General features: G+C 54.6%; 21 protein-coding genes. 8 read left to right on the top strand and 13 right to left on the bottom strand.

The genetic code is table 11. From position 1 onward, the window contains the following. The first annotated feature begins 65 nt into the window (after nt 1-65). Both H7A81_RS15665 and nifJ read left to right on the top strand, forming a co-directional pair. A complete protein-coding gene (locus H7A81_RS15665) occupies nt 66-722 on the top strand; it encodes an MgtC/SapB family protein (protein ID WP_034821327.1) in 657 nt (218 codons plus the stop codon). A 136-nt stretch (nt 723-858) separates the two neighbouring features. Continuing rightward, complete coding sequence (gene nifJ, locus H7A81_RS15660; protein WP_182057980.1) at nt 859-4,386, top strand: pyruvate:ferredoxin (flavodoxin) oxidoreductase; 3,528 nt, start codon at nt 859-861, stop codon at nt 4,384-4,386. A 37-nt stretch (nt 4,387-4,423) separates the two neighbouring features. Here nifJ and H7A81_RS15655 read toward each other — a convergent pair whose 3' ends face one another. Then, the gene (locus H7A81_RS15655; protein ID WP_034821329.1) at nt 4,424-4,624 is read right to left on the bottom strand and encodes a DUF2767 family protein; all 201 of its coding nucleotides are present in this window, start codon (nt 4,622-4,624) and stop codon (nt 4,424-4,426) included. Nucleotides 4,625-4,894: 270 nt separating this feature from the next. On the opposite strand from H7A81_RS15655, the gene ttcA reads away from it, so the two are divergent. Beyond that, nucleotides 4,895-5,830 (top strand): tRNA 2-thiocytidine(32) synthetase TtcA, encoded by a 936-nt coding sequence (ttcA, locus tag H7A81_RS15650; RefSeq protein ID WP_182057979.1) that lies wholly within the window; start codon nt 4,895-4,897, stop codon nt 5,828-5,830. A 52-nt stretch (nt 5,831-5,882) separates the two neighbouring features. Here the strand turns inward: ttcA and H7A81_RS15645 are convergent, their stop codons facing one another. The 4 genes from H7A81_RS15645 to H7A81_RS15630 form a co-directional block, all read right to left on the bottom strand. Beyond that, nucleotides 5,883-6,029 carry a hypothetical protein gene (locus H7A81_RS15645; RefSeq protein WP_167347098.1) on the bottom strand — a complete coding sequence of 49 codons (147 nt, stop codon included), beginning with the start codon at nt 6,027-6,029 and terminating at the stop codon, nt 5,883-5,885. Between the two features lie 306 nt (nt 6,030-6,335). Next, nucleotides 6,336-7,319 carry a zinc transporter ZntB gene (zntB, locus tag H7A81_RS15640; RefSeq protein ID WP_166935010.1) on the bottom strand — a complete coding sequence of 328 codons (984 nt, stop codon included), beginning with the start codon at nt 7,317-7,319 and terminating at the stop codon, nt 6,336-6,338. Further along, nucleotides 7,316-7,453, bottom strand: coding sequence for a hypothetical protein (locus H7A81_RS15635; RefSeq protein WP_166935008.1), 138 nt, complete (start codon nt 7,451-7,453; stop codon nt 7,316-7,318). The genes zntB and H7A81_RS15635 overlap by 4 nt, the downstream gene beginning before the upstream one ends. Before the next feature lie 79 nt (nt 7,454-7,532). After that, on the bottom strand, nt 7,533-9,152 hold the full coding sequence (locus H7A81_RS15630) for an ABC transporter substrate-binding protein (protein WP_182057978.1): 1,620 nt from the start codon (nt 9,150-9,152) through the stop codon (nt 7,533-7,535). A 211-nt stretch (nt 9,153-9,363) separates the two neighbouring features. Here H7A81_RS15630 and mpaA point away from each other — a divergent pair, with 211 nt between their 5' ends. After that, nucleotides 9,364-10,077, top strand: coding sequence for a murein tripeptide amidase MpaA (gene mpaA / locus H7A81_RS15625; protein ID WP_182057977.1), 714 nt, complete (start codon nt 9,364-9,366; stop codon nt 10,075-10,077). On the opposite strand, the gene ycjG is transcribed toward mpaA, so the two are convergent. Further along, on the bottom strand, nt 10,046-11,032 hold the full coding sequence (gene ycjG / locus H7A81_RS15620; protein ID WP_166935002.1) for an L-Ala-D/L-Glu epimerase: 987 nt from the start codon (nt 11,030-11,032) through the stop codon (nt 10,046-10,048). The two genes, mpaA and ycjG, sit on opposite strands and share 32 nt — an antisense overlap. A 153-nt stretch (nt 11,033-11,185) precedes the next feature. On the opposite strand from ycjG, the gene tpx reads away from it, so the two are divergent. Beyond that, nucleotides 11,186-11,689 carry a thiol peroxidase gene (tpx, locus tag H7A81_RS15615; protein ID WP_034821364.1) on the top strand — a complete coding sequence of 168 codons (504 nt, stop codon included), beginning with the start codon at nt 11,186-11,188 and terminating at the stop codon, nt 11,687-11,689. 76 nt (nt 11,690-11,765) lie between these two features. On the opposite strand, the gene tyrR is transcribed toward tpx, so the two are convergent. From tyrR to pspA, 7 genes are all read right to left on the bottom strand, one after another. Continuing rightward, nucleotides 11,766-13,331 carry a transcriptional regulator TyrR gene (gene tyrR / locus H7A81_RS15610; RefSeq protein WP_182057976.1) on the bottom strand — a complete coding sequence of 522 codons (1,566 nt, stop codon included), beginning with the start codon at nt 13,329-13,331 and terminating at the stop codon, nt 11,766-11,768. Nucleotides 13,332-13,544: 213 nt separating this feature from the next. Further along, nucleotides 13,545-14,618, bottom strand: a complete 1,074-nt coding sequence (locus H7A81_RS15605) for a YcjF family protein (RefSeq protein WP_166935000.1) — start codon at nt 14,616-14,618, stop codon at nt 13,545-13,547. Next, the gene (locus H7A81_RS15600) at nt 14,615-16,012 is read right to left on the bottom strand and encodes a YcjX family protein (RefSeq protein ID WP_182057975.1); all 1,398 of its coding nucleotides are present in this window, start codon (nt 16,010-16,012) and stop codon (nt 14,615-14,617) included. The genes H7A81_RS15605 and H7A81_RS15600 overlap by 4 nt, the downstream gene beginning before the upstream one ends. Further along, complete coding sequence (gene pspD, locus H7A81_RS15595; protein WP_182057974.1) at nt 15,993-16,241, bottom strand: phage shock protein PspD; 249 nt, start codon at nt 16,239-16,241, stop codon at nt 15,993-15,995. The genes H7A81_RS15600 and pspD overlap by 20 nt, the downstream gene beginning before the upstream one ends. Nucleotides 16,242-16,298: 57 nt before the next feature. Beyond that, the gene (gene pspC / locus H7A81_RS15590; protein ID WP_034821381.1) at nt 16,299-16,646 is read right to left on the bottom strand and encodes an envelope stress response membrane protein PspC; all 348 of its coding nucleotides are present in this window, start codon (nt 16,644-16,646) and stop codon (nt 16,299-16,301) included. Then, on the bottom strand, nt 16,643-16,870 hold the full coding sequence (gene pspB, locus H7A81_RS15585) for an envelope stress response membrane protein PspB (protein WP_034821383.1): 228 nt from the start codon (nt 16,868-16,870) through the stop codon (nt 16,643-16,645). The genes pspC and pspB overlap by 4 nt, the downstream gene beginning before the upstream one ends. A 59-nt stretch (nt 16,871-16,929) precedes the next feature. Further along, nucleotides 16,930-17,595 carry a phage shock protein PspA gene (gene pspA / locus H7A81_RS15580; RefSeq protein WP_034821385.1) on the bottom strand — a complete coding sequence of 222 codons (666 nt, stop codon included), beginning with the start codon at nt 17,593-17,595 and terminating at the stop codon, nt 16,930-16,932. 163 nt (nt 17,596-17,758) lie between these two features. On the opposite strand from pspA, the gene pspF reads away from it, so the two are divergent. The 3 genes from pspF to sapB all read left to right on the top strand — a co-directional run. After that, nucleotides 17,759-18,757 carry a phage shock protein operon transcriptional activator gene (gene pspF, locus H7A81_RS15575; protein WP_182057973.1) on the top strand — a complete coding sequence of 333 codons (999 nt, stop codon included), beginning with the start codon at nt 17,759-17,761 and terminating at the stop codon, nt 18,755-18,757. A 663-nt stretch (nt 18,758-19,420) separates the two neighbouring features. Further along, on the top strand, nt 19,421-21,043 hold the full coding sequence (gene sapA, locus H7A81_RS15570; RefSeq protein ID WP_160867425.1) for an ABC transporter substrate-binding protein SapA: 1,623 nt from the start codon (nt 19,421-19,423) through the stop codon (nt 21,041-21,043). A 2-nt stretch (nt 21,044-21,045) separates the two neighbouring features. Continuing rightward, a partial coding sequence (gene sapB / locus H7A81_RS15565) for a putrescine export ABC transporter permease SapB (protein WP_182057972.1) occupies nt 21,046-21,922 on the top strand: 877 nt, incomplete at its 3' end.

The following is a 21,922-nucleotide window of genomic DNA, read 5'->3' as shown; positions in this document are numbered from 1 at the left end:
TGATTGGACCTGATCAGCCTTTTTTCACCGAAACAATCCTATTTATCAATGCATAAGGAGGAATCATGCTAACAGACATGTTGATCCGTATTGCGCTCGCCGGCATTTTGGGTGGATTGATTGGCCTCGAGCGTCAGATGCGCGCCAAAGAGGCCGGATTACGCACCCACATTTTGGTGGGTATTGGCAGTGCCATGTTTATGCTGGTGTCTAAGTATGGCTTCGCGGACATGCTTGATAGTGATCACGTGGCGCTGGATCCCAGCCGAATTGCCGCACAGGTGGTGAGTGGGATGGGCTTCCTCGGCGCCGGTACCATCATCATCCAAAAACAAGTGGTCAAGGGTTTAACCACCGCCGCAGGTTTGTGGGTCACCGCCGCGATTGGCCTGGTGATTGGTAGCGGCATGTATGAAATCGGTATTTATGGCACGGTGCTAGCGCTGGTGGTGTTAGAAACTTTCCGTCGCATCAGTCATTGGCTGATTGGCCGCCATCACACGCTAATGGTGCACCTTAAACCCAAAAGCGTGCCGCTGGTGTTGCTGGTGCTGCAACGCGAGAATATCCGTTACGGTCACATTGCTGTGGTAAATCGGGATGAGGAGAATGGCCTGTGTGAACTCAGCGTTGAGGTGACATTGTCACGCAGTGCAGCTATTCACACCATCTACGATAAAGTGATGGAAATCAAAGGTGTTCAGTCATTAGAAATGATGTAAAAATCAACAACCTTAGATGGCAGTGCGCTCACCTGTCGCCACCACACAGATGAAAAAGTCCGACCAAATTGCTTTGCTAAACTGAATCATTACCCCCGTAAAGTTTCGGGTTTCTCAGCGTAGCAAAGGACGATTTATGATTACCGTCGACGGCAACGGTGCGGTGGCTTCGGTCGCTTTCCGCACCAGTGAAGTGATCGCCATTTATCCCATCACGCCCAGTTCCACCATGGCGGAACTGGCCGACAGTTGGTCTGGCGAAGGTCGTCGCAATATCTGGGGTGATATCCCTCGCGTGGTGGAGATGCAGTCAGAAGGCGGCGCGATTGCTACCGTGCACGGTGCGTTACAAACCGGCGCCCTTTCCACCACGTTCACGTCATCGCAGGGCCTGCTGCTGATGATCCCGACGCTGTATAAACTCGCCGGGCAGCTGACGCCGTTTGTCCTGCATGTTGCTGCGCGAACTGTTGCCACGCATGCGCTGTCGATATTTGGCGATCACTCTGATGTGATGGCGGTGCGCCAGACCGGTTGCGCACAACTGTGTGCTTCCAGCGTGCAGGAAGCACAGGATTTCGCGTTGATTTCTCAGATGGCTTCACTGAATAGCCGTGTGCCCTTTATCCACTTCTTCGACGGTTTCCGCACCTCACATGAGATCAACAAGATCGTCCCCATCAGTGATGAAACCCTGCAAGCACTGATGCCAGCACAAGCGATCGCAGAACATCGTGCACGCGCACTGACGCCGGATCGTCCAACCATTCGCGGCACCTCCGCCAATCCTGATACCTATTTCCAGTCACGCGAAGCCACTAACCGCTGGTACGACGCCTGTACCGGCCATGTTGAAGCCGCCATGGACGCGTTTGCCGCTAACACCGGCCGCCAGTATCAGCCGTTTGAGTTTTATGGTCATCCGCAGGCTGAGCGCGTGATAGTAATGATGGGTTCGGGCTGCGGCACCGCCGAAGAAGCGATTGATGTTCTGTTGCAGCGCGGCGAAAAGGTCGGATTGGTGAAAGTCCGCCTCTATCGTCCGTTTTCAGCGGCGCATCTGATCAAAACGCTGCCCGCTTCGGTTCAGCGCGTGGCGGTGCTGGATCGCACTAAAGAGCCCGGCGCACTGGGTGAACCGCTGTTCCTGGATGTGATGACCGCACTGGCTGAAGCCTTTAGCCGGGGTGAACGCCCGACGCTGCCGAAAGTGATCGGCGGACGCTACGGTCTGTCATCGAAAGAGTTTGCCCCTGATGCCGTGCTCGCTGTGTTCCGTGCGCTGCAGCGTGAACAACCGCCTGCGCGTTTCACCGTGGGTATTTATGATGATGTCACGCACTTATCGCTGCCGATGGAGGCCAACATCGTGCCGAACCGGGCGCGACTGGAAGCGCTGTTTTACGGCCTTGGCAGTGACGGCAGCGTGAGCGCCAGCAAAAATAATCTGAAGATCATCGGCAATGCCACGCCGTGGCACGTGCAAGGCTATTTCGTTTATGACTCGAAAAAAGCGGGCGGCCTGACCGTTTCGCATCTGCGCGTCAGTGAACATCCCATCCAGTCGGCGTATCTGGTGCAACAGGCTGATTTTATTGGCTGCCATCAGCTGCAGTTCATCGATAAATATTCGATGCTTGATCAGTTGAAACCGGGCGGCATTTTTCTGCTGAATACGCCTTATGCCGCTGATGAAGTCTGGTCACGCCTGCCGCAGGAAGTGCAGAGCCAGCTTAATGACAAGCAGGCGCGGTTTTATGTCATCAATGCGGCGCGTATTGCGCGTGAATGCCAGCTCGGTGCGCGCATTAATACCGTGATGCAAATGGCGTTCTTCCAGTTGACGCAGATTTTGCCCGGCGACAGTGCATTAACCGAACTGCAAAACGCCATTGCACGCAGTTACAGCAGTAAAGGCGAGGAGCTGGTGCAACGTAACTGGCAGGCGCTGGCGATGGCTCAACAGGCGCTGGAAGCGGTGCCGCTGCAGACGGTTGATCAGCACAGTCCACACCGCCCGCCGGTGGTATCCGATAGCGCACCGGATTTTGTCAAAACCGTCACCGCCGCCATGCTGGCAGGATTAGGCGACAAATTGCCGGTGTCCGCACTGCCGCCAGACGGCACCTGGCCCGTTGGCACCACCCAGTGGGAAAAACGCAACATCGCCGAAGCGATCCCCATCTGGCAACCCGACCTGTGTACGCAGTGTAATCACTGCGTAGCAGCCTGCCCGCACGCGGCGATTCGCGCTAAAGTTGTTGCGCCTGCAGCCATGGACTCCGCACCCGATTCACTTGCTTCTCTCGACGTCAAATCACGCGATATGCGCGGCCAGAAATACGTGTTGCAGGTAGCGCCTGAGGATTGTACCGGCTGTAATCTGTGTGTCGAAGTGTGCCCGGCCAGCGATCGCCAGCACCCGGAGATTAAAGCCATCAACATGCAATCCCGTCTTGAGCATGTTGAAACTGAAAAGGTGAATTACGATGCGTTTCTTGCGCTGCCGGAAATCACGGCGGAACAGCTGGAACGCATTGATATTCGCACCTCACAACTGATCACCCCGCTGTTTGAGTATTCAGGCGCCTGTTCCGGCTGTGGGGAGACGCCCTATATCAAGTTGCTGACGCAGCTGTATGGCGATCGCCTGTTGATTGCCAACGCCACCGGTTGCTCATCCATATATGGCGGTAATCTCCCCTCCACCCCTTACACCACTAACGCTGAAGGACGCGGACCGGCATGGGCCAATTCCCTGTTTGAAGATAATGCTGAATTCGGGCTCGGTTTCCGCCTGAGCGTTGATCAGCAGAAACAGCGTGCGCTACGTCTGTTAGATCAGTGTGCGCCACAGTTGCCTGACGCTTTAGTGGCAGCATTGAAAGAGGAAAATGTCCTGCCCTCTGTTCGTCGCGAGCAAATCGTTGAACTGCGTCAGCAGCTGGCGGCTTCATCATCAGCGCACGCAGGCGAATTGCGGGTTATCGCCGATGCGCTGGTGGAGAAATCTGTCTGGCTGATTGGAGGCGATGGATGGGCCTATGACATCGGCTATGGCGGTCTTGATCATGTGATGAGCCTGAGCGAAAACGTCAACGTGCTGGTTCTCGACACCCAGTGCTATTCCAATACCGGCGGACAAGCCTCCAAAGCCACGCCGCTCGGCGCAGTCACCAAGTTTGGCGAACAAGGCAAGCGTAAAGCACGTAAGGATTTAGGCGTTGCCACCATGCTGTATGGGCATGTGTATGTGGCCCAAATTTCGCTGGGCGCGCAGTTGAATCAGACGGTGAAAGCGATTCAGGAAGCGGAAGCCTGGCCCGGCCCATCGCTGATCATCGCCTACAGTCCGTGTGAAGAGCACGGTTACGACCTCGCCTACAGCCATGAGCAGATGCGATTGTTGACCACCAGCGGATTCTGGCCGCTGTATCGTTATGACCCTCGACGTGCAGAACAAGGTAAAGCGGCACTGGCGCTGGATTCTCGCCCGCCCACCTCGGTGCTGGAAGAGGCATTGATGAACGAGCAGCGTTTCCGCCAGTTGCAAACCCGTGAACCGGAAGCCGCCGCGCAGATCTGGCAGGATGCAACCGAAGCCGCCAATCAACGCTATCAAAGACTGGCGGAAATGGCCGGTAAAGCAGAGAAAAGTGACTAAATGAACTAAGCCCGGCGCGCTGGCCGGGCTTAATGATTTAACAGGGTTGAAGCTGAATAATTGCCATCTCAACCGCGCGATTGGGCGAGCCGGTTAACTCCCGATAGCGCAGTTGCAGATTACGCAATTCTGTCGCTACCACCTCTTTTTCTGTTGCTGATCCACGCTGTGCCAGCTCGAGATAACATTGCCCGACTAGCCGGCACGCTTCTTCAAAAACCATGTCGTACGTTTGCATCTGCCTCTCCTCACCTTTAGAAACTAAAAAAACACTTCATCCATCCTGTCAGGCAGCGATGTGCACAATCTTTACCCAGATCAATAAATGGGCAGATTGTTCTGGCAAAGTGTGCGGTTTTATCGCAGGAATCCGTGAAAAGAGATCACATCAGACTGGCATTCGCCTGCGCAATCCGTACCATACGCACTCATGTCATAAGGGTTTATTGCCGCTGAAGCTTTATTCAGCCGCCAACGACCCTTGCGTTCATTCTCAAGCGTGAAAATAATGTCAGAAAATCAAGAAGTAACGAAGAAAGAACAATATAACCTGAACAAGCTTCAGAAGCGTCTGCGTCGTAACGTGGGCGAGGCCATTGCTGATTTCAACATGATTGAAGAAGGCGATCGCATCATGGTCTGCCTGTCTGGCGGTAAAGACAGCTACACCATGCTGGAAATTTTGCGCAGTTTGCAGAAGAGCGCGCCGGTGAACTTCTCACTGGTGGCGGTCAACCTCGACCAAAAACAGCCAGGATTTCCGGCGCATATTCTGCCCGCGTATCTGGAAGAACAGGGTGTCGAGTATAAAATCGTTGACGAAGATACTTACTCGATCGTTAAAGAGAAGATTCCGGAAGGCAAGACCACCTGTTCGCTCTGTTCACGTCTGCGTCGCGGGATCCTTTACCGCACCGCCACTGAACTGGGCTGTACTAAGATTGCGCTGGGCCATCATCGCGACGATATCCTGCAGACCCTGTTCCTGAACATGTTCTACGGCGGCAAAATGAAAGGTATGCCACCAAAGCTGATGAGTGACGATGGCAAACATATCGTCATTCGTCCGCTGGCCTATTGCCGCGAAAAAGACATCATCCGCTTCGCTGAAGCGCGCCAGTATCCGATTATTCCGTGCAATCTGTGCGGTTCACAGCCGAACCTGCAGCGTCAGGTCGTCGCGGATATGCTGCGTGACTGGGATAAACGCTATCCTGGCCGTATCGAAACCATGTTCAGTGCGATGCAGAACATTGTGCCTTCGCACATGGCGGACATTAATTTGTTCGACTTTAAAGGCATTCAGCACGGCGATGAAGTGGTCGACGGCGGCGATATTGGCTTTGATCGCGAAACATTGCCGGTGAAACCTGCGGGCTGGCAGCCGGACGAAGAAGACGCGCCGGAAATGAGCGCGCGACTGGATGTGTTAGAAATTAAGTAATTCGCGGACGATTCTAATTAAGGCGCAGCGCTTCGGCTCTGCGCCTTTTTTATTACCGGTGAGGTGGCGGATCGATGATCGGTGGAAACTCGGGATCGTAGGGAGGATCGGGTTCCGGAATGGGCTGCGGATGAGGAATCGGTTCTGGAATCGGTGGCGGATCGGTTGGAATGGGATCGCTGGCAATGAGTTCTTGCATGCCCTGCTCCTTATCGCTGAATGTTCTTTAAGCATAGGAAAGGAAACACAGCCAAGCCAAGCGGGCAAAAAAAAGCCGGCGGATTAGCCGGCGTTGTACGAATCAAATGTGCTATGCAGTAATTCTAAAAAAGGAAGTAAGACAATATGGAGCGCAACGCCCATCGCTTGACGTTGCATTCACCTGCGAGAGAGAGTTTGCCCCTGTTAGGCGATCCACTTATTGATATCGATCAGGTTTTTCCCGCTTTTTTGCTTACAGCACCTTATTTAACAGCGGGTTAACGCTTATAACCTGAGCCTTACATTACAACCAGTTGCGTCGTTTGAGCCATATCGCCACGCCCACCACCATCACCAGCAGTAGTACGCAAAACGCGGTAAAGCCCAGCGGCCAACTACCACCCGGAATACCGCCAAGGTTGACGCCAAATAAACCGGTCAGGAAGGTCGCGGGCAGGAAAATCATCGCCATCAGCGACATGGTATAGGTGCGGCGGTTCATCGACTCTGCCAGTAAAGACGCGATTTCATCGGCCAAAATCCCGGTACGCGCTACGCCTGCATTGAGGTCATCCAGTCCGCGTCCCAGACGATCGGCCACGTCCTGCATACGACGACGGTCGTCATCATTCATCCACGGCAGTTTTTCACTCGCCAGACGGGCATATACATCACGCTGTGGCGCCATATAACGACGCATCACGATCAGTTGCTTACGCAGCAGCGCTAACTCGCCGCGTGCCGGAACCTGCTGATCCATCAACGCATCTTCCAGCTCGATAATTTTGTCGTGCATCTCTTCGATAAATTCGCTGGCGTGATCGGTGAGCGCATCGCAAACATCCACCAGCCAGCTACCGCCATCCACCGGGCCGTTACCGTTTTGCAAATCAGCCAGCACTTCGTCAATGGCATACACTTTGCGGCGACGCGTGGAGACGATCACTTTGTCGTTGATAAACACGCGCATGGCGACGAGTTGATCCGGTCGTGAATCGGCGTTGTGATTGACGCTGCGCAGCACAATCATAAAACCGTCGCCCAGGCGCGCGACGCGTGGGCGCATGCTGTCGCCCGCTAACGCATCACGCACGGAATCGGGGATCAGCGGGGTATTTTGCAGCCACTCGGCACTTTGCCGTTGGGTGTAGTTCAGATGCAGCCAGCACGGACGCTCACAGTTGATGACATCTTTATCTTCAATCGGGATAACCCCGCCTTTGCCGTCGAGTTGGCAGGAGATAATGGCATCCGAAACTTTTAACGCTTTTCCTTCAATGACGTTCACTGACTCGCCTCACTTTCAAAATCAATACGATACAGTCTAGCGTGGCGCAGACGAGTTGCAATCATCAGGCTGTGAGCAAAGATGACAAGATAAAGGTGAGCATCGGCAGAAAGCGAGAGCGGCAACATCGTCATTGGATGCGTCTCCTTAATCCGTTGCTCCGGTTATGGAGACGCACACAATCACACCACTCTGCTGATTAGCGTTGTTATATCAGTGCTTTTCGATCCACAGTTCGCGACTATAAGCGACATCTTCGGGATTGGTGATAGGATAACCTTTGACCCACGGTTTGATTAGTCGCCCGTTGGTATATTGGTAGATCGGGGCGATCGGCGCCTGATCGGCAATGATCTGCTCCGCTTTGTTATAGTCGGTGTTGCGCGCAGCCACGCTGGTTTCCATGCTCGCTTTGGTCAGCACCGCATCATAATCCGCGCTGTGGAAACGGGCGATATTGCCGGTGTGTGTTGAGGTCAACAAACTCAGGAAAGTGGAAGGTTCATTGTAATCCCCGACCCATGACGCACGGATCACGTCAAAGTTACCGCTGTTGCGGCTGTCGATGTAGGTTTTCCACTCCTGGTTTTGCAGCGTAACGTCCACTCCAAGGTTCTTTTTCCACATCGACGCCACGGCGATGGCGATCTTCTGATGGCTTTCCGAGGTGTTATACAGCAGCGTCAAATGCAGCGGTTTGCCAGGACCGTAACCCGCTGACGTCAGCAGCGCTTTTGCCTGGGCATTCAACTCCTGCTGGCTGTGCTGTTGCAGATAACTTTGCTGCGGTGTAAATCCTGCCGTGACATCCGGTGTAAAGTGCCAGGCCGGTTTCTCCCCGGTACCCAACACTTTCTCGGCGATAATGCGGCGATCGATACTCCATGACAGCGCTTTACGCACGCGCACATCGGCGGTCGGTCCCTTTTCGGTGTTAAAGGCGTAGTAATAGGTGCCCAACTGATCCGGCGTATACACCTGGCCCGGCAGTTCTTTTTTCAGCAGCGCATACATATTTTTCGGGAAAGATTCGGTGATATCGATATCGCCCGCGCGGTAACGTTTGGTGGCACTGGACTCTTCATTGATGGGGATAAAGGTCACTTTGGTGAGTACGGAATGGCTGTTGTCCCAGTAGTGTTGATTGCGCACCAACACAATTTTTTCGTTCACCACGCGATCCTGCAATTGATAGGCGCCGTTGCCCACCAGTTTACCAGGCGACGTCCAGCTATCAGGATTTTGCTCAATCACCTTCTGCGATACCGGATACATCGCGGCATTCGCCACCATGCTCGGGAACCACGGCACCGGGCGTGACAATGTCACCTTCAAATGAGTGGCATCGGTGGCTGTGACACCCAACTTATCAGCGCTCATTTGCCCTTTAGTGATGGCATCCGCGTTTTCGATACCGCTCAGCGCGGCAAACCACGCAAAGGGAGAACTGTTTTTCGGCTCCACCAGGCGCTGCCAGCTATAAACGAAGTCCTGCGCTGTCACCGGTTCGCCATTTGACCAGCGCGCATCTTTGCGCAGCGTGAAAATCCAGGTTTTGTTGTCATTGCTGTGCCAGCTTTCAGCCACGCCCGGCACGATTTTGCCGTGTGCGTCCTGATTGGTCAGCCCTTCGAACAAATCGCGCATCACCTGAATTTCTGGCAGACCCACGGCTTTCATGGGATCCAGAGAAGCGGGTTCGTCTTTGATATGGCGAACAATTTCCTGAGTCGGCGCTAACTGTGCGCCCGTTGGCACATTAGCAGCAAACACCGGTGAGAAAACACCAGCAATCATTACGGCGGCCAGCGTCTTGCGGAAAGTTAATGTCATCACCACTCCTTTACCCAAAAAAATGGCGACTGCGAAGAGGTCTGCGTCGCCAGCGTATTTAGTGACTCTATCGCAAATTGCTGATTGATATATAGCTATTTCCCTGTCTGCTGTTTACCGTTATGTTGAGGCTGAATTGTCGGTCACATTTTTTAATCCTGAAGCGCCTTGCTATCCATGCGCTCATTGCACGATTTCAGAGAGGAATGTCATGTCGTCACATCATCCCCGCCCGCTGCGCGGCAAACTCGACGCGGTCTGGCAACATTATGGGCAATCGGTGCTCGGCGCACCGCTGCTGTGGTTCCCGGCCCCGGCGGCCGATGCCGACAGTGGGTTGATCATTGCCGGCACGCACGGTGATGAAAATGCCGCCGTCGCGACCTTATCCGGTGCGATGCGCACGCTGCCGGAGCCACTGCGCCGCCATCATGTGGTGCTGGCGGTGAATCCGGATGGATGCCAATTGGGCCTGCGTGCCAATGCCAACGGTGTCGATCTCAACCGCAATTTCCCGGCCGCCAACTGGCAAAATGGCGACACGGTGTATCGCTGGAACAGCGCAGCGGACGAACGTGATGTGGTGCTGTCAACGGGCAGCAGCCCCGCTTCCGAGCCGGAAACGCGCGCACTGTGTCAGCTGATCCACCAAATCAAGCCGCGCTGGGTGGTGTCCTGGCATGAGCCTCTGGCTTGCATTGACGATCCACACCACAGCCACCTCGCGCAGTGGCTGGCAGAACAAACGCAATTACCGGTGGTGAGCAGCGTGGGCTATGCCACGCCGGGATCATTTGGCAGCTGGTGCGACGATCTCGGCTTGTTGTGCATAACCGCCGAGATGCCGCCCATTTCAGTGGATGAAGCGACTGAAGTGTACCTTGATGCGATGATTAACCTGCTGCGCTGGCAGCCGCAGGCTTAAGCACGCCGTGTGAAAAATGCAGCGACGGCTCAACATCGGCAGCCAGCCAGGTTGGGCCGTCAAGATCGGCGAATTTTGCAATCGGTGTCAGCGGTAACGCCGCGCGGATTGCCCTTGAAGTACACAGCATACAGCCGAGCATCACTGCAAACCCTTGCTGACGCGCCTCATTTGCCAGCGCCAGGGCTTCCGTCAATCCACCGGTTTTATCCAGCTTGATGTTCACCATCTCATAGCGCCCTTTCAACTGCGCCAGATTCTCCCGGGTGTGACAACTCTCATCCGCACAGATAGGAAGTGGGTGGACAAAGTTCGCCAGTGCGGCATCTTCGGCTGCCGGAAGCGGTTGTTCGAGCATCGCAATGTTTAAATCTGCCAGTAGCTGACAGCGTGCCGCCAGTCCCTCTGCCTGCCAGGACTCATTGGCATCCACAATTAACGTCGCTTCCGGTACGGCACTGCGAATCGCCACCAGACGTTCACTGATCAAATGATGATCGAGTTTGATCTTCAGCAAACGCGCACCATGTTGCCACAACGCTAACGCGCTGCTGGCCATCGCTTCCGGTGTATCGATACTCACCGTATGCGCAGTAATGATTTCCTCTGCCAACTCAACACCGCACAGCGCCTGCAAACTTTTATTCTGTTGCTGGCGTTCCAGATCCCATAAGGCACAATCAAGCGCATTCCGCGCGGCACCGGCCGCTAATGCCTGTTGCAACTCCGCTCGCGTCATACCATTTTGTATCGCAGGCAACTGCGTGGCAATTTGTTGCAGCACCGAGTCTTCACTTTCGCCATAGCGTGCGTAAGGAGTCGCTTCACCTACCCCTTTCAGGCCGTCCTGTTCAATCTCGACCACCACAACATGCGCTTCCGTCCTGCTGCCGCGTGAAATAACAAACGGCGAATGTAACGGCCAGGCCTCTGGATAACTCTTCACTGTTCTCATTAATTCTCCTTAAATCCGTGGCTTAATTGCGATGTGCTTCTGCTATCGCGACGAAATGCGCTCGTAAACCCTTCAAAATTATGTCATAAACAAACGCTATATCTGCTCTGGCAGGCTTAATGCCAGACTTTTTCATCGCTAAAAGGAAATCGTATGTCTCAGAATGTTCACTTTCAGGGCAATCCGGTCCCGGTTGCAGGTCACTTCCCGCAGGCTGGCGAACAGGCAAAAGCTTTCTCTCTGGTCGCAAAGGACCTGAGTGACGTCTCCCTTTCTCAGTATGCAGGTAAACGCAAAGTTCTGAACATTTTCCCAAGTATTGATACCGGCGTGTGCGCGGCATCAGTGCGCAAGTTCAACGAGCGTTCTGGCGAATCCAGCAACACTGTAGTGCTGTGCATCTCTGCCGATCTGCCGTTTGCCCAGTCTCGTTTCTGCGGTGCAGAAAACGTGAGCAACGTGGTGACCCTGTCTGCGCTGCGCGGTGCGGAGTTCAAAGAAGATTACGGTGTGGCGATTGCTGATGGCCCACTGAAAGGCCTGACTGCCCGTGCAGTAGTGGTACTGGATGAAAACGACAAAGTGATTTACAGCGAATTGGTGAACGAAATCACCGAAGAGCCCAACTATGATGCGGCACTGGCTGCACTGAAGTAAGCATTAATATGATGTGATAAGGGCGCACTTTATAAAGTGCGCCCTTTTTTATGGCAGTGAGATAAGCGCTGAAAAATTACTCGCTCTCGCCGCGCTTCTGCCCCAACCCATATTCACGCAGTTTATTGGCAATCGCGGTATGCGACACACCCAGACGTTTTGCCAGTTTGCGCGTGCTTGGGTAAGACAAGTAGAGCCGCGTCAGCACCGAACGTTCGAAACGGCTGGTGATCTCATCCAGCGAACCTTCCATCGCTTCTTCGCCCAGCGTCACATCTAACGCCTGCTCAGGCAGAATGATGTCCTGAGGACGTAACTCGTAGCCTTCCAGCTGCGTCAGTGCGCGATACAGCGCATTTTTCAACTGCCGCACATTACCCGGCCAGTTATAGCGTGTCAGGAACGGTGCCAACTGCGGTGACAAACGCGGACGCGGCAGCCCCTGCTCATCGGCAAAGCGCGCCACAAACATCTCGGTTAGCGGCAGGATATCCAACGGACGCTCACGCAACGGTGGCAAGTTGAGCGTCAGTACATTAAGGCGGTAAAACAGGTCTTCACGGAACTCGCCACGCTGCACCAGCTCAATCAGGTTCTTCTGCGTGGCACAAATGACGCGCACATCCACATGCACTTCATGTTCTTCACCCACGCGACGGAAAGTGCCATCGTTGAGGAAGCGCAGCAGTTTTGTCTGCATGCGCGGTGACATTTCACCAATCTCATCCAGCAGCACCGAGCCGCCATTGGCCTGTTCAAAGAAACCTTTCTTGCCTTCCAGCGCGTTCGGATACGCGCCCGCCGCGTGACCAAACAGCTCGCTCTCAGCCACATCATCCGGCAGAGACGCACAGTTAAGCGCCAGAAAAGGTTTTTTACCGCGTGCGCTGCGCAGATGGCAGGCGCGTGCCAGCATATCTTTGCCGGTGCCGGTATCGCCGACAATCAGCAGTGGCGCGTCGTGCATCGCCAGTTTACGTGCCTGATCGATCACCTGACGCATTTTCGGCGTCACCGCCACGATGTGGTCAAATTCCGACTCATCCGTCACGGTGAGATTTTGCAGCTGACGGCCCATGCGGGCGGTGGATTTCAGCGTGATCATCGCGCCGACGGGCTGATCGCTCTGCCCCTCTTCTTCCGCCAGATAAATTGGTCGGGCTTCCATCAGGAAATCACGGCCCTGAATAACAACGTGATGTGCCTGGGCTTCCACACGCTCATTCTCGATCCAGCGCTGGAAATTGAAACCGGTGATCAGAGCCGCGGCGTTCTGATTACGCAGCTTCTGTTCATCGAGATTAAACAGGTTTTGCGCTGCCGGGTTGGCGAGTTCCACCTTGCATTTAAGGTCGATAGAGAACACCGGCTCCGGCATAGCAATGAGTAATGCACTTAACGCGCGATGTTCACGCTCAGAGGGCATGTAGCTAACGGTGCGCACATCTGTTACGCCAGGTGTACGACGGATTTCCGCCATCAGCGTACTGAAGGGTTCGAATTCAAGGGCAGAAAAGTTGAGATAGATGCGACCGAGTGGCGCAATTTCAATACCGCGCAAGTCGATGTTGCGCGCAACCAGCAGGTCGAGTAGCTCGCGCGCCAGACCGATGCGGTCCTGGCAGAAAACTTCCAAACGCATTGCGATGAGCCTTAGTCAGGTTTTGATTTTAGAGATAATACGCTAACTTGCAGCGCCTCAGAAGAGGCCTGTCATGAAAAGTTGACAGTTTAAGGCAGGTGACGTGAAGAAGTGTAGCGGAATGACCCACAATAATCCCGCCAAATATCACATTTAACAAAGATAATTTCACCTTCCACCTGATTGACAGCGTGAAAGGTGAGCAACAGGGAATTATTTAGCAGTCTGCCCTGCTTTACCCCCACTCTTAGACAGGGATTCTTTTAGCTGAACCAATAGTTCCCGACGGAAATCTCCGAGACGCGGCTTATCATCTTCCAGCCAGGGCAGCGGACGGCATAATTCCATAGCTTTGATGCCTAATCTCGCGGTTAGCAAACCAGCACCGATACCCTGAGCAGCGCGTGCCGAGAGACGGGCCGCGATGTCCTGCGACATCCAATCCATCCCCACTTCACGCACCAGCTCGGAAGCACCGGCAAAGGCCATATTCAGCAACACTAAACGAAAAAGGCGGATACGGCTGAAATACCCCAACTCGATACCATAAATAGCCGCAATGCGATTGACCAGCCGCAGGTTGCGCCAGGCAATAAACGCCATGTCCACCAGCGCCAGTGGACTCACCGCAATCATCAGTGTCGATTCCGCAGCGTGGCGGCTGATCTCGCGATGCGCCTGACGATCCAGCACCGGTTGCACCAGTTGCGCGTAAAGCATCACAATTTCACGATCGTTATGGGTTTCATGCAGCGCCGCGTGCCAGCGCTGCAAAGCCGGATGCGCCTGATCGAGCTGCGCCTGCTGGGCCAGCTTTTCGCAAAAAGCGCGGCCTTTACCGATACCGTGGCTGTGCAGTAATTCCCGCCCGATATCCCGCTCTTCGGCTCGCTGGCGCAGTCGATAAAGACGACGCCACTCGCCAATTAATGCCCCGGCTCCGGCAATCACAATCAGGCTTCCAGCCACGCCGGTGCCGAGTGAAAACCAATCACGCGTGATCCAGGCATCGTGCATCCACTGAGCGCCCTGTGCGACCACGCTGATGCCAAAAATCCCCAGGCCGGCCCCTACCAGCTTGCGCCAGAGACTGCGTTTGGGGCGTAGCGCGGCCTCAACCACTTTTTCACCTTCGCCCTCTGCCAGCGGCTCTGACTCTTGAGTGGCAAGAAACGCGCTCTCGCTTTCCTCACTAAAAGTTTGCGCCGCACGTAGTGGTTGCTGCGCCTCCGCTTCAAGCGGTCGTGCAAAATCAATGCGCGGCTTTAATGGGGTTTCGTCGCTCATCGCAATTTATCTCCAAGTAAAAATTCCAGCGCGGCATCCATGCGAATGTGCGGCAGCGGCCGATCAACATCCAACTGCTGCGGCCGGAACTGTTCAAACTGAAATCCTTGCTGCTGCCAGAACTGATGTCCGGGCAAACGTGGCGGCACTTCGCCGGGATAGAAGGTCAGTGGTTCACCATCATTTAGACGATGACCGCGCAGCGCGGGCAGCTTTTCGCCACGATGATCCACCAGCCCACTTTCGGTGGCCTGCACCGACGCCAGTCCAAGACAATCCATGCTGATCCCTTCAAACGCCGCGTTTTGCCAGGCATCCTGAACCAACTGTTGTAACAGCGACACCATATTGGCGTGCTGATCGGCCGTGATATGGTCGGCTTTGGTGGCGGCAAACAAGAGTTTGTCGATGACCGGGGAAAACAGACGACGGAATAGCGTGCGCTGCCCGTAATGGAAGCTCTGCATCAATTGGGTCAACGCCAGCCGCATATCATTGAACGCCTGCGGCCCGCTGTTTAACGGTTGCAGACAATCCACCAGCACGATCTGACGGTCAAAACGCAGAAAATAATTTTTGTAGAAGCCCTTAACCACATGCTGGCAGTAATAGTTGAAACGTTGCTGCAGCACGGCAAAGTTACTGCCTGCGGGAGCCTGTAACAGCTTGCTGGCGTGAATCTCATCCACCTGTGGCCAGGGGAAGAACTGCAGTGCCGGGGCACCTGCCATATCGCCCGGCAGCACAAAGCGGCCTGGCTGAATAAAGTGCAACCCCTCGGTTTTGCACTGATGCAGATAATCCGTCCAGGCCGTGGCAATCTCCGCCAGACGATTTTCATCCGCTGCGGCAAAAGGATCGAGATCCTGTGACAAGCTGTGCCAGTGTGCCGCCCACTGCTGACGATCGCCCTGCAGCAACCCCATCATCTGTCGCGACCAGCTGAGATAATCCTGCGCCAGCATCGGCAGATCGAGCAGCCATTCACCAGGGTAATCGACGATTTCCAGATAGAGCGTGGCGGTATCTTTGAAGTGGCGCAGCAGCGATTGCTCTGGCCGATAGCGCAGCGCCAGACGCATTTCACTGACACCGCGTGTCGGCGTTGGCCAGATGGGAGGCGTACCATAGAGTTGCGCCAGCCCTTCGTCATAGGTAAAACGCGGCGTCCCCAGCTCACGCTGCGGCACACGTTTGACGCCCAGCAGGCGCTCTTCACGCACAACGGAAAACAGCGGCAAACGGGCGCCGCTGTGTACATTGAGAAGTTGGTTCACCAGCGAGGTGATAAAGGCGGTTTTGCCGCTGCGGCTCAGCCCCGTTACGGCAAGGCGTAAGTGGCGGTCAACACCGCGATTCATCAACGCCGCCAGTTCATTTTGCAGTCTTTTCATCCATCTCCCTGACGAAACGTGCTGACAGGCGTTTGAATGCCTTACTCAGCAACGGTTCCAGGGCGGCCGCCAGAAGCAGGCGCAACGGGCGACGCGCCACCGATTTCACTGCCCAGCCAGCTAACCCGCCGGGCCCATAGGTTACTACACTGATGATGATGAATTTCCCCGCCGACTTCAACGCAGGTGTTGCGCGGCGGCGCAGAGCAGTCATACGAGAATTGTACATCTCCACTCCTTAAGAATATGCGGTGAAGCGGACCCGCAGTGGGCCCGGCGGAAAAAATCAGATTTGACGGAAGCGGCTGCGCACGCTGAAGGTCTCGGAGGTGACGTAGCGTTCGATATCTCGCACGTTACGCTCATCACTTTTCAACGATGTTTCCAGCTCATCCAGTAAATCACGTGCAGTTGGCGTATGCTGGTCGGGTGCATCTGCGGGCTTTTCATCCAGCACAAAGCCCAGGATGAAGTACGCCACCACGGTAAACATGAACAACCCGAAAAACAGCGACAGCACCACAATCACACGTAACAGGCGCACCGGAATATCCAGATACTCCGCCAGACCGGCACAGACGCCGCGCACTTTGCCTTGCTGCGGGATGCGCCACAATTTGCGGCCATTCATCATGGTTGCCTCCAGTTTGGATGCTCCGCATCCAGAATGGCTTCGAGTGCTTCCACACGTTCACGCATGCGGCGCGCGTCTTGCGTCAGCTGTTGCAGACGCTGCATATCGCCTGATGACAGTTCCGCGCCACCGTTGCGTTTGTTGCTGTAGTGCAGCCATAACCAGATCGGCGCCACAAAGAGCACGAAGATCGTCAGGGGTATGGCGAGAAAAAGTGCGCTCATTGACTCTCCTTAATCATTAACACTCTGGTCGTGGGGCTCAGCGTCGAGCCCCACGTCCCTTACTCGCTGCGGTTCATTTTGGCTTTCAGCGCGGCCAGTTGCTGGCTGATTTCGTCGTCAGCTTTCAGCTCGGCAAACTCCTGGTCGAGACCTTTTGGCTTACCAAAACGCTGACTCTCCGCTTCCGCTTCCATGTGGTCAATACGACGTTCGAAAGACTCGAAGCGCGCCATGGCTTCATCCAGCTTACCGCTGTCCAGCTGACGGCGCACATCGCGGGAAGAAGATGCCGCCTGATGACGCAGCGTCAGGGCCTGCTGGCGTGCACGGGTTTCGCTGAGTTTTTTCTCCAGCTCACCGATCTCGCCTTTCATGCGATCCAGTGTTTCTTCAACCTGAATGGCTTCTTGTTTGAGTGCTGCAATCAGATCGGTTAGTTTCTGTTTTTCAATCAACGCAGCACGCGCTAAGTCTTCTTTTTCTTTGCTGATGGCCAGTTCGGCTTTTTCCTGCCATTCAGCCTGCTGAATTTCGGCCTGCTCGATACGGCGCAGCAGCTGTTTCTTTTCTGCCAGCGCGCGCGCTGAGGTGGAGCGAACTTCCACCAGCGTGTCTTCCATTTCCTGAATCATCAGGCGTACCAGTTTCTGCGGATCTTCGGCGCGTTCCAGCAGGGAATTGATGTTAGCGTTCACGATGTCGGCGAAACGAGAAAAAATACCCATAATGATGTTCCTCTGATTGTCATGTGGTTGTGCGGGGCACGGTTTCTTAATACAAATGCCGTGCCAACTTTTAATTTATTGATTTTGCACAATTTGCATATTTTACATTCGCGCATGCATCCATTAATGTAGTGAAATTGATTAACCAGTGGCGAAATTCATCATGGCAAATGGTAACGATAACCTGTTGGGCGAATCGAATAACTTTCTGGAGGTGCTGGAGCAGGTTTCCCGTCTCGCGCCGCTGGAAAAACCGGTGCTGGTCATTGGCGAACGCGGAACCGGTAAAGAGTTGATTGCCAGCCGCCTGCACTATCTCTCCGATCGCTGGCAAGGGCCTTTTGTGTCGCTGAACTGCGCGGCGCTGAATGAAAACCTGCTCGATTCCGAACTGTTCGGCCACGAAGCCGGGGCGTTTACCGGCGCGCAAAAACGTCATCTTGGCCGCTTTGAGCGTGCTGACGCCGGCACCTTGTTCCTCGATGAGCTGGCGACCGCGCCGATGCTGGTGCAGGAAAAGCTGCTACGTGTCATCGAATACGGCCAGTTAGAGCGTGTTGGCGGCAATCAGTCGTTGCAGGTCAATGTGCGGCTGGTGTGTGCCACCAATGAAGATTTACCCGCACTGGCTGCGGCAGGAAAATTCCGCGCGGATCTACTCGATCGTCTCGCCTTTGATGTGGTGCAACTCCCACCATTACGCGAACGCCGCAGCGATATTCTGGTGATGGCCGAGCATTTTGCTATCCAGATGTGCCGCGAGCTCGGCCTGCCGCTGTTTCCCGGCTTCAGCGAGCGCGCTCAGCTCACGCTACTCACCCACAGTTGGCCCGGTAATGTACGTGAATTGAAGAATGTGGTGGAACGCTCGGTGTATCGCCATCACAGTGCAGAAGAGGAACTGGATAACATCATTATCAACCCGTTCGCCCCGCGCAACGCCGCGCCTGAAACCCATTCCGAACCCAACACCCGCGGCTTACCCGCCCTGCCACTCGATCTGCGCCAGTGGCAAAACCAGCAGGAGCGCGACCTGGTCGAAGCCAGCTTGCAACAGGCAAAATACAACCAACGCCGCGCCGCCGAGCTATTGCGGGTCACCTACCATCAGTTACGCGCCATGATGAAAAAGCACGGCATCCAGGCGCGGGATGAAGATTGAACAACAAAGCGCGTGCTGCAAACGCTGCGGCGCCGAATTACTGCGGATGACGTACCAACAATTACGATAAATTATGAACAAGCACGGTATCCGGCACGTGATATGGATTAGCCTTAGCCACATAAGATGAAAAAGTGCACCCTGGTGATTATTAAGGCGTACATCGTGGCTTTGCTGCTAGCGGAGAAGTCCCCACATCATCGTTTAACTGGTCGAAAGATTTCCAACGACAGCTCAGGTGTGGGTCGGTTTTCCCTATAGCTTTTGTGCTGATGCAAGGCGGCAAGTGCGCTAATCCCCGGGAGCATACATCAGTATGTGACTGGGGTTAGTGCGCGCAGCCAACGCAGCAGCAGAGCAAAAGATGACGGGAAAAACGACACACAAAAAAAAGCCCGCACTAGGCGGGCAACTTAATACTGGAAGCAATGTGAGCAATGTCGTGCTCTTCTTCGGTAGAGCCACCGTCGAAGCGCAGAAGAATAATAATCATTCTTATTATCATCTGTAAAGCCCTAATTGAGAATTTTTCTCATTTCCACACTAACATTGTGATTACCCCTTCGCCAGATTGGCGAAAAACAACGCAGAACCATCATGAATTTGGGGAGTGCGTGACGTTTGCGATACACTCACGCTATTGCCTCAGAATCGTTGAGTTCTATGCCAAAATTATTCTCCTCGCTGCTGCTCGGTCTCAGCGTATTGAGTGCGTCTGCGCTGGCCGCACCAACCAATAACATCCGTAATAGCGGTTTTGTTTATTGCGTCAATGGCACGGTCAATACCTTTAATCCACAAATGGTCAGCAGCGGCCTGGTTGTGGATACGCTGGCGGCACAGCTCTATGACCGCCTGCTGGATGTGGACCCTTACACTTATCGCCTGATTCCTGACCTGGCACAGAGCTGGGAAGTGCGTGACAACGGTGCCACTTATCGTTTTCATCTGCGCAAAGATGTCTCTTTCCAGCACACCAACTGGTTTAAACCCACGCGAAAAATGAATGCCGATGACGTGGTGTTCAGCTTTGCGCGCATGTTTAATCGCCAGCATCCGTGGCATAACGTCAACGGTGGCAGCTATCCCTATTTCGATAGTTTGCAGTTCTCTGACTCGGTGCAAAGTGTTAAAAAACTGGACAACGACACGGTAGAAATCCGTCTCAACAGTCCGGACGCCTCTTTCCTCTGGCACATCGCTACGCATTACGCGCCAATCCTGTCACAGGAATACGCCGACAAGCTGACGGCAAAAGGACAGCAGGAGCGTCTGGATCGCGAACCGGTAGGTACCGGACCGTTCCAGTTGAGCGAGTACCGCACCGGGCAATATTTGCGCCTTGCGCGTAATCCGCAGTACTGGAAAGGTGTGCCGCGTCTGCAGCAAGTGGTGATCGATCTTGGCGTAGGCGGAACAGGACGTCTTTCGAAGTTGCTCACAGGTGAATGCGATGTGCTGGCGTATCCGGCGGCCAGCCAGCTCTCCATTTTGCGTGATGACCCGCGACTGCGCATGACGCTGCGTCCTGGCATGAACATCGCCTATTTAGCGTTCAATACGCGTAAACCGCCACTGGATCGCCCGGAAGTGCGTCACGCGCTGGCACTGGCGATCAATAACGAACGCCTGATGGAATCGATCTATTACGGCACTGCAGAAACCGCCGCCTCCATTTTACCGCGTGCTTCCTGGGCGTATGATAATGATGCGCGGGTCACCGAATACAATCCGGCGAAAGCTCGTGAAGCGCTGAAAGCGCTCGGGCTGGAAGATCTGCACTTGCGACTGGTGGTGCCTACCACCTCTCAATCCTGGAACCCCAGCCCACTGAAAACCGCTGAACTGCTGCAAGCCGATTTGGCTCAGGTTGGCGTGCGCGTCACCATCGCGCCGGTGGAAGGCCGTTTCCAGGAAGCGCAGTTGATGGCGATGAATCATGATCTGACGCTGACCGGCTGGGCAACAGACAGTAACGACCCGGATAGCTTCTTCCGGCCGCTGTTGAGCTGTGCAGCCATCCGCTCGCAGACCAACTTTGCGCACTGGTGTTCACCGGCCTTTGATGAATCATTGCAACGGGCGCTGTTGTCGCAGCAACTTTCGGCGCGCATCGACAGCTACGATCAGGCACAGCAAATCCTGGCGCAGGAATTACCGGTATTGCCGCTGGCGTCATCGTTGCGTTTACAGGCATATCGCCATGATATTAAAGGTCTGGTGCTAAGTCCGTTCGGGAATGCCTCGTTTGCCGGGGTTTACCGTGATGAGAGCAGCGAGGAATAAGCATGATCATCTATATATTGCGTCGCCTGCTGTTGCTGCTGATCACCCTGTTTTTATTGTCGCTGGTGAGTTTCAGTCTTAGCTACTTTACGCCGAATGCGCCGCTGGAAGGTGCCTCACTGTTCGATGCCTGGTGGTTCTGGTTTAAAGGCCTGCTGCAATTTGACTTCGGTGTTTCCAGCACCAACGGCCAGCTGATCGACCTGCAACTGCGCGAGGTGTTCCCCGCCACGCTGGAGCTTTGCATTTTGGCCTTCATGCTGGCGCTGCTGGTGGGTATTCCGCTGGGAATTTGCGCGGGTGTGATGCGCAAAAAATGGCAGGATAAAGCCATCAGCGCACTGGCACTGCTCGGTTTCTCGATGCCGGTGTTCTGGCTGGCACTGCTGTTCACCCTGTTCTTCTCCCTGACACTGGGCTGGTTACCGGTTTCCGGGCGCTTTGATCTGCTCTACCCGGTACAAAACGTGACCGGCTTTGCACTGATTGATGCCTGGCTGAGTCCTTCACCGTGGCGCCATGAGATGTTGATGAGTGCCCTGACTCATATGATTTTGCCGGTGGTGGTCCTGGCGGTCGCGCCAACCACCGAGGTCATTCGTTTACTGCGCAGCAGCACTAGCGATGTCATGGATAAAAACTATGTGAAAGCGGCAGCCACGCGCGGATTATCTCGCTTCACCGTGATTCGCCGCCATGTGCTGCACAACGCGCTGCCGCCCGTCATCCCGCGTCTGGGTTTGCAGTTTTCTACCATGCTGACGCTGGCGATGATTACGGAAGTGGTGTTCAACTGGCCGGGCATTGGCCGCTGGTTGATCAACGCCATTCGCAGACCTTCGCTGAAATGGGTGAATTCAAAAACGAAATATCCATGCG

Origin of the sequence: Pantoea sp. ME81 (assembly GCF_903970985.1) — a bacterium.
GTDB lineage: Bacteria > Pseudomonadota > Gammaproteobacteria > Enterobacterales > Enterobacteriaceae > Pantoea > Pantoea communis.
This window is presented reverse-complemented; position numbering and strand designations above follow the sequence as displayed.

Coding starts and splice junctions, on each gene's coding strand:
- H7A81_RS15645 (WP_167347098.1), bottom strand. CDS start 6,029: ATGCAAGAACTCATTGCCAGCGATCCCATTCCAACCGATCCGCCACCG.
- mpaA (WP_182057977.1), top strand. CDS start 9,364: ATGTCGTCACATCATCCCCGCCCGCTGCGCGGCAAACTCGACGCGGTC.
- H7A81_RS15655 (WP_034821329.1), bottom strand. CDS start 4,624: ATGCAAACGTACGACATGGTTTTTGAAGAAGCGTGCCGGCTAGTCGGG.
- H7A81_RS15635 (WP_166935008.1), bottom strand. CDS start 7,453: ATGACGATGTTGCCGCTCTCGCTTTCTGCCGATGCTCACCTTTATCTT.
- pspC (WP_034821381.1), bottom strand. CDS start 16,646: ATGATGAATGGCCGCAAATTGTGGCGCATCCCGCAGCAAGGCAAAGTG.
- tyrR (WP_182057976.1), bottom strand. CDS start 13,331: ATGCGTTTGGAAGTTTTCTGCCAGGACCGCATCGGTCTGGCGCGCGAG.
- H7A81_RS15630 (WP_182057978.1), bottom strand. CDS start 9,152: ATGACATTAACTTTCCGCAAGACGCTGGCCGCCGTAATGATTGCTGGT.
- ycjG (WP_166935002.1), bottom strand. CDS start 11,032: ATGAGAACAGTGAAGAGTTATCCAGAGGCCTGGCCGTTACATTCGCCG.
- pspA (WP_034821385.1), bottom strand. CDS start 17,595: ATGGGTATTTTTTCTCGTTTCGCCGACATCGTGAACGCTAACATCAAT.
- H7A81_RS15665 (WP_034821327.1), top strand. CDS start 66: ATGCTAACAGACATGTTGATCCGTATTGCGCTCGCCGGCATTTTGGGT.
- pspD (WP_182057974.1), bottom strand. CDS start 16,241: ATGTACAATTCTCGTATGACTGCTCTGCGCCGCCGCGCAACACCTGCG.
- sapA (WP_160867425.1), top strand. CDS start 19,421: ATGCCAAAATTATTCTCCTCGCTGCTGCTCGGTCTCAGCGTATTGAGT.
- H7A81_RS15600 (WP_182057975.1), bottom strand. CDS start 16,012: ATGAAAAGACTGCAAAATGAACTGGCGGCGTTGATGAATCGCGGTGTT.
- pspF (WP_182057973.1), top strand. CDS start 17,759: ATGGCAAATGGTAACGATAACCTGTTGGGCGAATCGAATAACTTTCTG.
- H7A81_RS15605 (WP_166935000.1), bottom strand. CDS start 14,618: ATGAGCGACGAAACCCCATTAAAGCCGCGCATTGATTTTGCACGACCG.
- tpx (WP_034821364.1), top strand. CDS start 11,186: ATGTCTCAGAATGTTCACTTTCAGGGCAATCCGGTCCCGGTTGCAGGT.
- nifJ (WP_182057980.1), top strand. CDS start 859: ATGATTACCGTCGACGGCAACGGTGCGGTGGCTTCGGTCGCTTTCCGC.
- ttcA (WP_182057979.1), top strand. CDS start 4,895: ATGTCAGAAAATCAAGAAGTAACGAAGAAAGAACAATATAACCTGAAC.
- pspB (WP_034821383.1), bottom strand. CDS start 16,870: ATGAGCGCACTTTTTCTCGCCATACCCCTGACGATCTTCGTGCTCTTT.